The following is a 14,948-nucleotide window of genomic DNA, read 5'->3' on the forward strand; positions in this document are numbered from 1 at the left end:
TGAACGCGACGTTGACGTAAACGTCAAGTCGTTTCGCGCCATCCTGACGCAAAGCGTCTGTCCAGCGCTTGACCTATGCCGGTCGATGGGCTTTCGCAGAAAAGCCGGGGAGAGCGAGAGCAAGGACGAACGATGGCCAGCATGCGTTTCAGGGGGTTTGGCGGGGTGCGCATCGAAGGCGCAACCACGGGGGAGGACGATGCGCCTCCGCTGCTGCTGATCCACGCGCCCGGCCACACCCGCGGCCAATGGTCGGATGTCGCGGAGCCGCTCGCCATGGCCGGCCGGCGGGTCATGACCATCGATCTGCGCGGCCACGGCATCAGCGAATGGCCCAATGATGGCCGCTATGATTTCGACAGCTATGTCGAAGACGTGAAGGCAGTGCTCGCCCAGCTCGATGTCCGCCCGGTCATCGTCGCCAGCGGCATCGCCGGCTGGATGGCGATGGCGGCGCTGGGGGAGGGCGGCACGCACCTCGCCGCCGGCCTCGTGCTGGTCGGCCTGCCCATGCTCGGCGAAGGCGAGGCCGCCGGATCGCTGGCAGACCGGATGCGCGCCACCGGCGCCGAGCGCATCTCGCCCGACTGGGACCCGCGCGTGCCCGAAACGCTGCATCTGTCGCCGGTGCCCGAACGGCTGCTCGCCTGCGCCGCCCGTATCGCGCTGCCGGTGATCGAGCTTCGCCCCGATGCGCTGCAACCGGCCGGTCTGGACGTCGCCGCAGCGGTTCCCGGCATCGAGCGCGCGGATGTGGCGGAAGTCGGCAGCGACGAATTCAACGCGCTGCTGCTCGATTTCCTCGAACGCCGCGTGCCGCTGGCCGCGCCGGAATTTCGCGAAGGCAGCGACGCGCGCACCTTCCGCGATGCGCTGGGCTGCTTCGCCACCGGCGTCACCATCGTCACCGCGATGAGCGAGGACGGTCAGCCGATCGGCCTCACCGCCAACAGCTTCACCTCGGTCTCGCTCGATCCGCCGCTGCTGCTGGTGTGCATCGCCAACAGCGCCGGCAGCGCCACGGTGCTCGAAAGTGCGGACCGTTTTGCCGTCAACGTGCTGCAGATCGGCCAGCAGCCGACCTCCAACCGGTTCGCCGGCCGCGGGGAGGATCGCTTCGCCGCCACGCCGTGGGAAGCCGGCGAATTCGGCACGCCGCTGCTCACCGGCAGCCTCGCCAGCTTCGAATGCGCCCGCCATGCGGTGCATGAGGGCGGGGACCATTTCATCCTCGTCGGCCGCGTGCTCAAGGCCCGCTTCGAGCCGCGCCGCGACCCGCTGCTCTACTTCCGCGGCAAGTACCGGCGGCTGCATTTTGCCTGAGCGTTGATCGAAGTTATGGACAGGCGGGGCGTGAGAACATAAAATGAACGCATGGCCCGCCTCTCCACCACCGAAAAGCTCGAAATCCTTGCCGATGCTGCAAAATATGACGCCTCCTGCGCGTCGTCCGGCGGCGCCAAACGCCATTCGCGCGATGGCAAGGGGCTGGGCTCGACCACCGGCTCGGGCATCTGCCACGCCTATGCGCCGGACGGCCGGTGCATTTCGCTGCTCAAGCTGCTGCTGACCAACAGCTGCATCTTCGACTGCCATTATTGCATCAACCGCAGGAGCAGCAACGTCCGCCGCGCGCGCTTCACCCCTGAGGAGGTGGTCGGCCTCACGCTCGATTTCTACCGCCGCAACTATATCGAGGGGCTGTTCCTCTCCTCAGGCATCATCCGCTCGTCGGACTATACGATGGAGCAGCTGGTGCGGGTGGCGCGGTCGCTGCGCGTCGAGCATGGCTTTCGCGGTTACATCCACCTCAAGACCATCCCCGATGCCGACCCGGAACTGATCCGGCAGGCCGGGCTGTTCGCCGACCGCATCTCGATCAATGTCGAGCTGCCGACCGTCGCCGGGCTCACCCGCCTCGCGCCCGACAAATCGGCCCGGCGCATCGACAGCGCGATGGCGGACATGCGCGACGCCATCGTCGATACCGCCGACGCCCGCCGTCGCTATCGCCATGCCCCGCGCTTCGCCCCCGCCGGCCAGTCGACGCAGATGATCGTCGGCGCCGATGCCGCGACCGATACCGACATCATCGCGCGCGCCGATGGTCTCTACGGCCGGCACAGCCTGCGCCGCGTCTATTACAGCGCCTTCTCGCCCATCCCAGACGCCAGCGCGATCCTGCCCTTGAAATCGCCGCCGCTGGTGCGCGAGCATCGCCTCTACCAGTCGGACTGGATGCTGCGCTTCTACGGCTTCACTCCCCAGGAGATCGGCGCGGCGGCAGACGAAGGCGGCATGCTCCCGCTCGATATCGACCCCAAGCTCGCCTGGGCGCTGCGCCACCGCGATCGCTTCCCGGTCGATGTCAACCGCGCGCCCAAGGAGATGCTGCTGCGCGTTCCCGGTCTCGGCACCCGTGCCGTGGCGGGCATACTCAAGGCACGCCGCCACCGCCGGCTCGATCTCGCCGATGTCGGCCGCATCTCGCGCAGCATCACCAAGCTCAGGCCGTTTCTGGTGACCAGCGACTGGCGGCCGGTGCTGCTCAGCGATCGGCAGGACATCGACGCCTTCGTCCGCCCCCGCGCGGAACAACTGGACCTGTTCGCCGCTTGATCTCGCGCCATGCTGTCGATCACGCTCGATACTGCCGATGATTTCGAAGGGTGGCGCCATGCCGTCCGCCGCCTTGTCGCCGTCGCGGTCGATCCGGCCAAGGTCGCCTGGCACGTCGCGGGGGAGGGCAGGGAGCTGTTCGCCGACACGGCCGATCTGCCGGCCGATACGGGTGCGCTCGCCGTCCCGCGGGCCTTCCTGCCGCTCGCGCGCACCGCGCTGCTCCACCGCGATCCCGAGCGTTTTGCGCTGCTCCACCGGTTGCTGGTCGATCTCGCCAGCCGCCGCCGCCGGCTCGATGACAAGGCCGATCCGCTCGTCGCGCGGGTCGAAGGCATGGCCAAGGCCGTGCGGCGGGACATCCACAAGATGCGCGCCTTCGTGCGTTTCCGCAAAGTCGAGGAGGGGGATCGCTATGTCGCTTTCTTCGAGCCGGACCATCATATCGTCCGCACCAACGCCGCCTTCTTCGTCGATCGCTTCGCATCGATGCGCTGGTCGATCCTCACCCCGGCGCTGTCGATCCACTGGGACGGCGATGCCCTGAGCGAAGGCCCCGGCGCGGTGCGCGGCGATGCGCCCGATGGCGATCCGTTCGAGGATGCGTGGAAGCGCTATTACGCCAGCATCTTCAACCCGGCCCGGCTGAAAACCGGCGCGATGCTCAAGGAGATGCCAAAGAAATACTGGCACAACATGCCGGAAACCGCGCTGGTCGGGGCGCTGGTCGCCGGTGCCCAGGCCAGAAGCGCGGCGATGATCGCCGCGGCGCCGCGTCCCGCCAAGATCGAGCGGCTGGACGCCAGCGCACGTGCCGGTACCTTGTTCGCGCCCGGTCCCGAACTGTCAGGTACCGCGCGGGCGCCGGTGGACGGGGCGCATGATCGATGGGCGGTCCTGCGCAGCGAGGCGCACCGCTGCAAGCGCTGTCCGCTGTTCGGCGATGCCACTCAGATGGTGTTCGGCGAAGGCCCGCTCGACGCGCCGCTGATGCTGGTCGGTGAACAGCCGGGCGACCAGGAGGATCTGGCAGGACGGCCATTCGTCGGCCCTGCCGGCCAATTGCTCGACGAAGCGCTGGCGCAGGCGGGCATCGATCGCGACAGCATCTACCTCACCAACGCGGTCAAGCATTTCAAATTCACCATGCAGGGCAAGCGCCGCCTGCACCAGTCGCCTACCGCAGGCGAAATCGACGCCTGTCGCTGGTGGCTCGACCGCGAGCGGGCGCTTGTCCGCCCGCGCCTGACGCTGGCGCTCGGGGCAAGCGCGGCGCGCGGCCTGTTCGGCAAGACCATGGCCGTCGGTCGCTCGCGCGGCCGGACGCTGGTTGCACCCGACGGCAGCGCCGCCCGCATCACCGTACATCCCAGCTACCTGCTGCGCCTGCCCGATCGCGCCAAGGCCGAGGAGGAGAAGCAGCGGTTCGTCGAAGACCTGCACGCCGCCTGGATCGCCGCACAGCCTTCCTGAACGATCGTTCATACTGTGTTGCTGACATACAACACTTTCCGAAAATGTCACGTGCATGAACTTTTGTTCAGGAACCAGGCAGGGTCGCTCGGGTTAGATGCTGCTGTCCGCGGGGCACAGGCAGTTCAATGGCTGGCCGGCGCGGGCATCAGCAAAAGCAGAAGGATTTCTCCATGACCAAGCTTTCTCTCCTCGCCGCCTCGGCCGTTGCCGCACTTACCTTCGCGACCGGCGCGCAGGCGCAGGATACCGCTCCGACGGCAGAACCCTACATCGGCCTGTCGGGCGGCTATCACAATCTCGGCGTCTCGGGCGTAAGCGATGATGATGGCGCCATCTACGGTGTCGTCGCCGGCGTCGACTTCCCGGTTGCCGAATCGCTGAAGCTGGGCATCGAAGGCAACTTCCACCTCGGCACCAACGCCATCGACAGCGATTATGGCGTCGCCGCCCGCCTCGGCTTCCCGGTCGGTGAAACCAGCCAGCTGTTCGTCAAGGGCGGCTACCAGTGGGTCAACATCGATCTGGGTAATTTCGTTACTCCGGCGGTTGTCGGCCTCGATGACACCGACGGCGACTATCTGGTCGGTGTCGGTGGCGAGTTCGGCCTGGGCGAAGGCCCGGCCCGCCTGCGCGTCGGTGTCGATACCATTTCGTTCGACACCGTCCGCGCAACCGCTGGCGTCGTCTTCAAGTTCTGATCGTCGCTCCGACGATCCGATCTGACGCAGAAGGGGGCGGTGCATCGGCATCGCCCCCTTTTTCGTGTCCGCGTTCGCCGTCGCCCCGGCACGCTAACGCACCCTGACGTGACGTTGGTCACGTGGCGACCATGGCCTTTCCGTGTCATCCTTCGGGCTTCTGGCCGGGGACGGGGAGGGCAGGCGCATGGCAGGGGCAAGAACCGCGGTGCTGATGGTGCACGGCATGGGCAACCAGCGCCCGCTCGCCACCGTGCGCGCGATCGTCAAGGCGCTGTACGGCGATGTCGAACCGCAGCCTGGCGACTCGATCCCGCGCCGCTGGTGGACCAAGCTCGATCGCGATGTCGGGGATATCGACCTGCCGGTCATCGTCACCGCTACGGTCGGCTCGGTCGACGCCAATGGCAAGCCCGATACCCGCGTGATCGATTTTCACGAATGCTATTGGGCCTCGGAAATGGCCGAATCGCGCCTCGCGGCAGTGCCGATGTGGCTGTTCGAACTGGTCCGCAAGGGGCCGTCGGGCATGCAACGCAGCATCCGCGCCCTCTGGTTCATCTTCGGCGGTCTGCTCGCCTTCTGGATCCTGTGCGGCAGCCTCGCGCTGCTTACCCTGCTCCTCGACTGGGTCGGTGAATTACCCACGGGCACCATGGCGGTCGCCTTGCCCTGGGGCGCGGCGGCCCTGCTCTGTTTTTTCACCATGGGCTGGCGCGGCCTCGCGCTGCTGGCGCTTGTCTCCGGGGTGCTTGCCCTTGCCGGGCTGCCGGGGTTGCAGGGCGGTGTTGCCGATCCGGGCAAATGGCCGATGGCGCTCGGCGCGCCCGGCTGGCTGATCGTCGCGCTGGCCGGCCTCGCGCTGTTCGTTCTGCTCAACTGGTTCTTCCTGCTGACCGTCGCCGGTGACGCGGCCCGCTACCTGCGCGCAGCCCCCAGCAACATCGCGGTACGCCGCAGCATCTGCTCGAACGGGGCGGAAATGCTCCGCCGTCTCCACGCCCAGCGCTGGGGCAAGCAGCCCAAATATGACCGCATCATCGTCGTCGCCCACTCGCTCGGCACGGTCGTCGCCTATGATATGCTCCGCGCCTATTGGGGCCAGGTTGCGCCGCTGCTGGGGGATCCGCACGCGCTGGGTCAGGACGCGGTGGTGCAGGACAATTTCGGCGTCACCACTGCGGGCCCCGACGAGCCGGTGCCGCCCCCGCCCGCATGGACGGCCCCGCAGCGCAGCGCCTGGCGCAACCGCGGCCGCGCGCTCATCCGCGCGCTCGATGCCAAGGCGCTTGCCCGGGAAAACTGGTTCGAGGGCGATCTGCCGCCGCGCTGGATCGTCACCGATTTCGTCACGCTCGGCAGCCCGCTGTCGCAGGCCGATTTCCTGCTGGCGGAAGGTTCCGGCGGCGCGGCGCTCGCCGCAAGCTTCGCCCGCAAGACCGGCGAACGCGAATTCCCGACCTGCCCGCCCGCCGCGTCGCAGGACCATAATCTGAGCTATGGCGCACCGGGCCGGCGAATGTTCCATCATGGCGCGCTGTTCGGCCTTACCCGCTGGACCAACCTCTTCTTCCCCGTCCGCGCCATTATCTGGGGGGATCTGGTTGGCGGGCCGATGCAGCGGCTGTTCGGTCAGGGCGTGGAGGATGTGCCCGTCTCCGGCGCGCCGCTCGGCAATATCATCGCGCACACCGCCTATTGGGAGAGCGATCAGCCGCGCGTAGTGCCCGATGAAAAGGGGCAGAAGCGCACCCTCTATTACCCCCTCGACCGAACCGACATGGCCGACCATCTCAACGCGCTGCGCCATGCCGTCAATCTGCGCGACGTCGCCGAAAGCATGCCACCCACGCAGCAAGGATGACAGCGCCGGGCCCCGCAGCTATGCGGCCTGCACCATGGCTCCCCGCTTCGACTTCACTCTCCACGCCACCGATGGCGCGGCCCGCACCGGCAGCATTGCCATGCAGCGCGGCACCATCCGCACGCCCGCCTTCATGCCGGTCGGCACCGCCGCCACGGTCAAGGCGATGCGCCCGGCGGAAGTGCGCGCCACCGGCGCGGACATCATCCTCGGCAACACCTATCATCTGATGTTGCGCCCTTCGGCGGAGCGGATGGACCGGCTCGGCGGCCTGCATCGGTTCATGGGCTGGGACCGGCCGATCCTCACCGACAGCGGCGGCTATCAGGTGATGAGCCTCTCGGCGCTGACCAAGCAGAGCGAGGAGGGCGTTGCCTTCAAATCGCACCTCGATGGCTCGCGCCACATGCTCACGCCCGAACGCTCGATGGAAATCCAGCGCCTGCTCGGGTCGGATATCGTCATGGCCTTCGACGAATGCCCGCCGAGCGGCGTCGACCGGGATCGCGCCGCCGCCAGCATGGAGCGCTCGATGCGCTGGGCGCGCCGCTCGCGCGACGGGTTCGACAGCGGCACCGACCACGCCGCCCGCGCCGCGCTGTTCGGTATCCAGCAGGGCAGCCTCGATGAGGACCTGCGGCTGCGCTCGGCCCAGGCGCTCATCGACATCGGCTTCGATGGCTATGCTGTCGGCGGCCTCGCGGTGGGGGAGGGGCAGGAGGCGATGTTCGGCGTGCTCGATTATGCGCCCGGCCAACTGCCTGCGGACAAGCCCCGCTACCTGATGGGCGTCGGCAAGCCCGACGATCTGGTCGGCGCGGTCGAACGCGGCATCGACATGTTCGATTGCGTGCTGCCCACCCGCTCGGGCCGCAACGGCCAGGCGTTCACCTGGTCCGGCCCGATCAACATCCGCAATGCGCGCTTCGCCGAAGACCAGGGCCCGCTTGACGCGCGCTGCGATTGTCCGGTCTGCGCGACATGGAGCCGCGCCTATCTCCACCATCTGGTGCGCTCGGGCGAAATGCTGGGGGCGATGCTGATGACCCAGCACAACCTCCATTTCTACCAGGCACTGATGGCCGCGATGCGTGCCGCGATAGCGGAAGGCCGCTTTGCCGCCTTCGTCGCTGCGTTCAGGACGGACTATCTGGCTCGGGGATGAAACCCGCCGGCGGCAGTACCGGCACGTCGATGCTGTAACGCCCCAGCGTCTCGTCGATCTGCAGCGGCTGGCGCAACTGGCGGGAGAGGCCGCCCAGCACCCGCTCATAGCTGGCAAAGCGCTTCCCGGCCCTGTCCGCACAGCTGACCAGCCCCGCGCTGCGCACCGACAGTGTCGCAAGCTGCGCGGATCGGCGATGCAGGTCGATCGCGATCGGTGCCGTGGGGTCGCACAGGCAGGCCAGTTCGATCAGCTCGGTGACCAGGAATGCCACCGGCAGCGCCACATCCTGATCGGCCTGCGCGGTATCGACCGCGACATCGACCCGCACCTGCCCGAATTCGGATGACAGCCCGTGGCGCAGGCCGACGGACAATTCGCCCAGCATCGTGCCGAGCGCGATGCCCTTTATGTCTTCGATGTCGGCGTGGAGATGGCGGTGCACCACCGCCAGCGCATCGACCCGGCGCTGGATGCCACGATAGGCCGCGGTTTCCAGCGGCGTCTGCGCATCGCGGCTGTGCAGGCTGATCAGGCTGGCAATGATCTGCAGGTTGTTCTTGACCCGGTGGTGCACTTCGCGGGTCAGCGCCCGCTGCGTGTCCAGCGATGCATCGAGCGCCGCGCGGTCCGCCGCTACGCTTTGGGTCAGCCGCTCGAAGGAGCTCTGCAAGCCATCCACTTCCCCCGCCGCGAACAGCCCATGGCCCTGCGGCGCCAGCGTGTCGCCCGGCTGGTAGCGCAGCATCGCCCGGCTCAGCTTTTGGATCGGCGTCAGCAGCAGCCGGTCGACGACCAGCCAGCTCAGCAGCGCTGCGAGCAGCCACATGCCCAGCGGCGTGACCAGGCCGATGATCTCGGGGCCATTCAGCCAGGAGCGGGAGGCGGCAAGCTGCAGGTCGAGCCCGGTCTGGCCGATCGGCGCCTCCGCCTGCATCAGCAGCGCCTGGGAGACGTCGCCGACGGTATCGCTGTAGACATGCTGGACGGTGCGCCCCGCCAGCACCACGCGATGCGGCGGCAGCCGGTTGCTTTCGCCGATGATGCGCTCGAACAGGGTCAGCGGATAGACCAGCACCGCCATGCCGTCGGTGCCGACCGGCGCCAGCGCATAGATCAGCCGCTGGTTGCGCTCGTCGAGCACGGCCTTGCCGGTGGACAGCCCGGCGGCCTCGACCAGCGACGGCACGCCGCTCGTGCACAGGTCGCTGCCGGTCGACGCGCCGATGATCTGCGCCGATGGATTGTCCCCGCCACCGGGAAATTCGGTCGCCGCCGCGGTGCAGGCCGCCGCAATCGCATCGGCGCGCTTTTCTTCGGCGGACCTGGCTGCCGGTTCGGCATTGACGGCATCGGGCATCTCGATGCCGCTGGGCTCGCTGCGCACCTGCCGCCGCGTTACCGCCTGCAATGTCTGGATCAGGCGGGTGGAATCGGCATCGAGAAGCCGGGTCACCCTCTGCGCGGTTTCGTTCACCGCGACCTGCAGCAGCATCTCGCGCTCGACGTCGCTGGTGCCGATGGTGCGCGTCGCCGCGCCGAAGGCGATGGCGCCAAGCGGGGCAAGCGCAATGGTCAGCACCACGAACAGCAGCTTGCCGGTCGACCAGCGCCGGCTGACGCGCGCACCGGCCAGCGCCGCAGCGTCGCCGGCCAGGGCCGGCTGAGACGGAATGGGCGGGGGCGACTGCGTCGGCAAGGTGGTGGGCTGGGTCAAAACATGGGCGACAGGCTCGGCTCAGTCGAGCTTGCGCAGCAGGTCCATCAGCATGTCCGGTATCTCCTCCTTGAGCGTGCTTTCGTACGCCTGTCGAAGGGATTGGGAGAGATTGTCGGCGTCGAGCCCGGTGTCGCCGTCCGGGGACTCGCCATTCGGCGCGTCAGGTTCCGGGCAGGCCTCGGGCTTGGTGCTGGCGGACTTCGGCTGGCCGGAGGATGGGTCGCGATCGATGCTCAATGCCTCTATTCCCCTGTCGGCAACGCCGTCGCTGACATGCGATGCCGCGCTATAGCCAACGGGTATGTCTTCGGAAACGACGAAATTCGGGCCGTGCATCCTCTGGTCCCTGACGGCTGCAATTGCTACTGGATGCTCGAACATACAGTGATGTGAATTGTTCCACCGTCGCGGTGCAGCCCGCAAATTTTTTTCGGCTCTGCCCACCATTGTCATTGTGCGGCTGGAACCAAAGGTGCGATGCTGGGTTTAGGACCAGCGGATTACCGCGCAGGACCAACAGCAGGATCAGATAATGTCGCTAGGCCAATCGCTTGCCCCGCATCTCCCCTTTCTCCGCCGTTATGCCCGCGCGCTGACTGGGTCTCAGGCCAGCGGCGATGCCCATGTCCGTGCCACGCTTCAGTCGATCGTCGACGCGCCGGAAGACTTCCCGGCGGGCGATCCGCGTCGTGGGCTCTATCGCCAGTTCCATGCCATCTGGAATTCGACGCATGTCGGCGATGGCCTGTCGAGCGTGGTTGCCGATGTCGGCGATGAAGAAGCCATCGCCCGCGCCCGTCTCGCCGCGATCACCCCGCTGTCGCGCCAGGCGCTGCTGCTCAACGCGCTCGAAGGCTTCTCGAACGCCGACATCGCCGTGATCGTCGATGTCGATGCCGATGAGGTCGACGGCCTCGTCAACGATGCACTCGCCGAGATCGACCGCCAGACCCGCTGCCGCGTGCTGATCATCGAAGACGAGCCGATCATCGCCATGGATATCGAATCGATCGTGCGCGATCTCGGCCATGACGTCGTCGGTATCGCCGTCACCCGTGACGAGGCGGTCTCCATGGCCGCCGATACCGAGCCGGGCCTGGTGCTGGCCGACATCCAGCTTGCCGACGACAGCTCGGGCATCGATGCCGTCTCCGACATTCTCTCGGTCACCGACGTGCCGGTGATCTTCATCACCGCCTTCCCGGAGCGGTTGCTGACCGGTCAGCGGCCAGAGCCCGCCTTCCTCATCACCAAGCCCTTCCAGCAGTCGACCCTGAAGGCCAGCATCGCGCAGGCGCTGTTCTTCGATACCTCGACGGTACCGGCGCTGTAAGCCACTGTTTTCCTTCTTGCTGCTTACCCCCTTGAGCAGCAGGCAACCAGCGAATGACGATCGTGACGGATAGAAAAGCCTCCAGCGGTGATTCCGCTGATGCACAAGCTGCGACTGCAGCCGCCGCCGCCCCGTCTGCGGACCGGGCCGACGATGACGCGGTGCCCGACGCGTGGCTCGACGACGATGCATTCCGTGCCGAGCTCGGTGCGGTCATCCCGCACCTGCGCGCCTTCGGCCGCTCGCTGTCGGGTTCGCGCGACCTTGCGGACGATCTGGTGCAGGAAACGCTGCTCAAGGCATGGAACGCCCGCCGCCGCTTTCAGGCCGGCACCAACATGCGCGCCTGGACCTTCATCATCCTGCGCAACGTCTTCCTCTCGCAGATGCGGCGCAACCGTTTCCGTGGCGAGTGGGACGATCTGGTCGCCGATCGCGTGCTCGCGGCCCCCGCGTCGCAGGATCGCAATGTCGAACTCGCCGATCTCCACCGCGCCATGCAGCAACTGCCCCCGGCGCAGCGCGAAGCGCTGGTGCTGATCGGCGCGGGCGGCTTTGCCTATGAGGAAGCGGCGGAAATCTGCGGTGTCGCTGTCGGCACCATCAAGAGCCGGGTGGCACGCGGGCGCACCGCGCTCGAGGAAATCATCGCCAGCGGCTCGCTGCCGTCGCGGCTCAGCGGTGATCTCGGTGGGTCGGAAGCGATGGCCGAGATCATGAGCGAGGTAGAGGCGATCAGCGACCGCTGACCGCCGCGCACCGCGCGCTCCTCAACGCCTTCCACCCTTGCCTCGCACGCCATTTGGCGGCACCCCGCTGGGGCATGACAGTCGATGGCCCTGCACGGCGCTCAGCCGCCCTCGCGCGTGCAATCGCCAACGCGCCGTTCCTGGCCATGCTCGCCGAGCGGCGCAGCGTCCTCACCGGCCAATTTGTCGCAGGGGGCGTCGACGCTGCATGGCCGGCGCTAACGCCGTTCGATGCCGCCGGGGACGTCGAGAGCCTGCTGCGCCGCCGCCGCAACGATCTGGCGCTGCTGCTCGCGCTCGCCGACCTGTCGGGCGAGCAGGATTTCGAGTCGACCGTCGGAAGGCTCAGCGCCTTCGCCGATGCCGCATGCGATGCCGCGCTGGCGCAGGCCTTTGCCGAACGCGCGCCGGGAGAGCCGGTGCGCGGCTTTGCGGTCATTGCCCTCGGCAAACAGGGCAGCAGCGAGCTCAACTATTCGTCGGACATCGATCCGATCCTGATCTTCGATCCCGCCACCCTGCCGCGCCGCGAGCGCGACGATCCGGTCGACGCCGCGGTGCGCATCGCCCGCCGCTGGGTCGATCTGCTCGCCGCCCGCACTGGCGACGGCTATGTGCTGCGCGTCGATCTCAGGCTGCGCCCCTCGCCCGAGGCCACGCCGATCGCACTGCCGGTCGATGCTGCCATCTCTTATTATGAGTCGCAGGCAGAGGCTTGGGAACAGGCCGCTTTCATCCGCGCCCGCGTCTGCGCGGGGGATCGGGCGCTCGGCGCGCATTTCCTCGCCTCCATCCAGCCCTTCATCTGGCGGCGCAGCCTCGACTTCGGCCAGATCCGCCGCATCGGGGATATCTCGCAGCGCATCCGCAGCGCCTACGCCGCGGGCCAGGCGTTCGGACCGGGCTATGATCTCAAGCGCGGTCGCGGCGGCATCCGCGAGGTCGAGTTTTTCGCGCAGGTGCAGCAGTTGATCCACGGCGGCCGCGATCCGCACCTGCGCGCGCCCGCCACGCTCGACGCGCTCGCGGCGCTTGCCGATGCCGGCCATGTCCCTCCCGCCGTCGCCACGCAGATGCAGGGGCACTACCGTACCCTGCGCACCATCGAGCATCGCCTGCAGATGATCGACGACCAGCAGACGCACAGCCTGCCGCAGCGCAGCGACGCGCTCGACGCCGTCGCCCGCCTGCACGGCCTTGACGATGGCGCCGCGCTGCTGGCGCTGCTCGATCCGGTGGTCGCCGATGTCGGCGCCCAGTTCGACAGGCTGATCGGCAGCACCGGTGCGGCCGTCGCCCCGCACTGGCCGCAGGCGCCCGATGCGCTGGCCGAGCGGCTGCATGCCGCCGGTTTTGCCGAGCCCGCCGACGCGCTGCGCCGGATCGAGGAGTGGCGCAGCGGCAGCATGCGCGTGCTGCGCAGTCCCGCCGCGCGCGAGGCGCTCGAACAGGTGCTGCCGGCGCTCATTCCCGCCCTTGGCCGCGCGGCCGATCCGCACGCCGCGCTGGCGCGCTTCGATCGGCTGATCGCCGGTCTGCCCAGCGCCATCAACTTCTTCCACCTGCTCGCTGCCCGCCCGCAACTGCTCGCCACGCTGGTCGCCGTGCTCGCCCACGCCCCGGCGCTCGCCACCGATCTCGCAGCCCGGCCCGATCTCATCGACGGGCTGATCGACGCCAGCGTGTTTGCAGAACCCGCCGCGCCGGTCGCGCTGGCGCGGCGGATGGCGGCCGGCCCGGCCGATTACGAACGCGGGCTCGATCATGTCCGCCGCGTCGTCGGGGAACATCGCTTTGCGCTGGGCGTGCAACTGGTCGAAGGCGCACGCGATGCGCTGATGGTCTCGCGCGGCTATGCCGACATCGCCGACGCTGCGGTCGACCGGCTGGCCGCCGCCACCATCGCCGGGTTCGAAACCGTGCATGGCCGCATCGCCGGCAGCGAGCTGCTCATCCTCGCGCTGGGCCGCCTCGGGGGCAGGGCGCTGACCCACGCCTCGGATCTCGATCTCATCCTGCTGTTCACGGGGGATATCCACGCCGAATCCGACGGCCCCCGCCCGCTCGGCGCGACCACCTATTTCAACCGCCTCGGCCAGCGCGTCATCGCCGCCCTGTCGGTGCCCACCGCCGCTGGCGGGCTGTACGAGGTCGATGTGCGGCTGCGTCCGCAGGGCAATCAGGGCCCGCTCGTCGCCAGTCTCGATGCGTTCGATCGCTACCAGCGCGAGGAAGCCTGGACGTGGGAGCATATGGCGCTGACCCGCGCCCGCCCGCTGTTCGGCTCCCCGCCCGCGCGGGACCGGTTGCATGGCATCATCGACGCGGTGCTGCGCCAGCCGCGCGATGCCGCCGTCACCCTCTCAGACATCGTCAAGATGCGCGCCGACATGGCCGCGCACAAGCCGGCCAGGGGGCCGCTCGACGTCAAGCTGGTCGATGGCGGCCTCGTCGACTGCGAATTCGCCATCCACAGCCGCCAGCTGCTGCACCGCACCGGCTTCGATCCGCGCCTCAATGTCGCGCTGCGCCAGCTCGTCGCCGCCGGCCTCGCGCCCGCGTCGATCCCGCCCGCGATGGACCTGATGGGGCGGATGCTGGTCGCGCTGCGGCTGATGGCGCCGCAGTCGGAGCCCGCGGATGACGAGACCCGCGCCCGCATCGCCCATGTCTGCGGCCATGGCGACGCCGGCTGGGATGGGCTGCTTGCGGCCTATGCCGATGCGCGGCAGGAGGTGGCGGCGTGGTGGTCCGTGATTCGCAAAGGAGAAGCCTGATGCTCAACGAAGGCGACATGATCCCGTCCTCCCCGCTGGTCCTTGCCGATGGCAGCGCGGTCGATCTCGCCACGCTCACCGGCGCGCCATTGGTGGTCTATTTCTACCCCAAGGCCGACACCCCCGGCTGCACCAACGAAGCCAAGGATTTCAGCGCCCTGAACACCGAATTTGCCGCACTCGGCGCTAGAATTGTCGGCGTCTCCAAGGACAAGCCGGCCAAGCTCGCCAAATTTGCGGAAAAATACGGCCTCACCGTCACGCTCGCCTCGGATGCCGATGGCAGCGTCATCGAGGATTGGGGGCTGTGGGTCGAAAAATCCATGTATGGCAAAAGCTACATGGGCATCGAACGCGCCACCCTGCTGTTCGACGCCACCGGCGCCTGCGCGCGCATCTGGCACAATGTGAAGGTCAAGGGCCACGCCGCCGAAGTCCTCGCCGCCGCCCAGGCGCTCTGACCGCCGCTGCCAAAGCCGTCACCCAAACCCGTAGCCCTGAGCCCGTCGAAGGGCGCCTCTCGGCGAGGCGTGCTTCGACAAGCTCG

At 68.1% G+C, this 14,948-nt stretch carries 12 protein-coding genes; 10 read left to right on the forward strand and 2 right to left on the reverse strand.

Features of this window, described 5'->3' with window-relative positions:
• Positions 1-132: 132 nt before the first annotated feature.
• The 6 genes from AC0QC4_RS15210 to tgt all read left to right on the forward strand — a co-directional run bounded on the left by AC0QC4_RS15210 (position 133) and on the right by tgt (position 7,822).
• Positions 133-1,323: an alpha/beta fold hydrolase gene (locus AC0QC4_RS15210; protein WP_483660771.1), complete on the forward strand. Its 1,191-nt coding sequence runs from the start codon at positions 133-135 to the stop codon at positions 1,321-1,323.
• A 51-nt stretch (positions 1,324-1,374) separates the two neighbouring features.
• Complete coding sequence (locus tag AC0QC4_RS15215) at positions 1,375-2,619, forward strand: putative DNA modification/repair radical SAM protein (protein ID WP_483660773.1); 1,245 nt, start codon at positions 1,375-1,377, stop codon at positions 2,617-2,619.
• A gap of 9 nt (positions 2,620-2,628) precedes the next feature.
• Positions 2,629-4,092, forward strand: coding sequence for a UdgX family uracil-DNA binding protein (locus AC0QC4_RS15220; RefSeq protein WP_483660774.1), 1,464 nt, complete (start codon positions 2,629-2,631; stop codon positions 4,090-4,092).
• A 173-nt stretch (positions 4,093-4,265) separates the two neighbouring features.
• Positions 4,266-4,793 carry an outer membrane beta-barrel protein gene (locus AC0QC4_RS15225; protein WP_483660776.1) on the forward strand — a complete coding sequence of 176 codons (528 nt, stop codon included), beginning with the start codon at positions 4,266-4,268 and terminating at the stop codon, positions 4,791-4,793.
• Positions 4,794-4,980: 187 nt separating this feature from the next.
• Positions 4,981-6,657 (forward strand): hypothetical protein, encoded by a 1,677-nt coding sequence (locus tag AC0QC4_RS15230; RefSeq protein ID WP_483660778.1) that lies wholly within the window; start codon positions 4,981-4,983, stop codon positions 6,655-6,657.
• Between the two features lie 34 nt (positions 6,658-6,691).
• Positions 6,692-7,822, forward strand: coding sequence for a tRNA guanosine(34) transglycosylase Tgt (gene tgt, locus AC0QC4_RS15235; protein ID WP_483660780.1), 1,131 nt, complete (start codon positions 6,692-6,694; stop codon positions 7,820-7,822).
• Here tgt and AC0QC4_RS15240 read toward each other — a convergent pair.
• Together AC0QC4_RS15240 and AC0QC4_RS15245 are read right to left on the reverse strand one after the other, a co-directional pair.
• Positions 7,794-9,539, reverse strand: coding sequence for a sensor histidine kinase (locus AC0QC4_RS15240; RefSeq protein ID WP_483660782.1), 1,746 nt, complete (start codon positions 9,537-9,539; stop codon positions 7,794-7,796). The two genes, tgt and AC0QC4_RS15240, sit on opposite strands and share 29 nt — an antisense overlap.
• 21 nt (positions 9,540-9,560) lie before the next feature.
• Complete coding sequence (locus tag AC0QC4_RS15245; protein ID WP_483660783.1) at positions 9,561-9,878, reverse strand: NepR family anti-sigma factor; 318 nt, start codon at positions 9,876-9,878, stop codon at positions 9,561-9,563.
• A gap of 196 nt (positions 9,879-10,074) precedes the next feature.
• Here AC0QC4_RS15245 and AC0QC4_RS15250 point away from each other — a divergent pair, with 196 nt between their 5' ends.
• The 4 genes from AC0QC4_RS15250 (at position 10,075) to AC0QC4_RS15265 (ending at position 14,862) form a co-directional block, all read left to right on the forward strand.
• On the forward strand, positions 10,075-10,875 hold the full coding sequence (locus tag AC0QC4_RS15250; RefSeq protein WP_483660786.1) for a response regulator: 801 nt from the start codon (positions 10,075-10,077) through the stop codon (positions 10,873-10,875).
• A 53-nt stretch (positions 10,876-10,928) separates the two neighbouring features.
• Complete coding sequence (locus AC0QC4_RS15255) at positions 10,929-11,624, forward strand: sigma-70 family RNA polymerase sigma factor (RefSeq protein WP_483660789.1); 696 nt, start codon at positions 10,929-10,931, stop codon at positions 11,622-11,624.
• Between the two features lie 74 nt (positions 11,625-11,698).
• On the forward strand, positions 11,699-14,401 hold the full coding sequence (locus AC0QC4_RS15260) for a bifunctional [glutamine synthetase] adenylyltransferase/[glutamine synthetase]-adenylyl-L-tyrosine phosphorylase (RefSeq protein ID WP_483660791.1): 2,703 nt from the start codon (positions 11,699-11,701) through the stop codon (positions 14,399-14,401).
• Positions 14,401-14,862, forward strand: coding sequence for a peroxiredoxin (locus AC0QC4_RS15265; protein ID WP_483660794.1), 462 nt, complete (start codon positions 14,401-14,403; stop codon positions 14,860-14,862). The genes AC0QC4_RS15260 and AC0QC4_RS15265 overlap by 1 nt, the downstream gene beginning before the upstream one ends.
• Positions 14,863-14,948: the final 86 nt, after the last annotated feature.

The organism is Sphingomonas sp. jy18, from assembly GCF_056931895.1.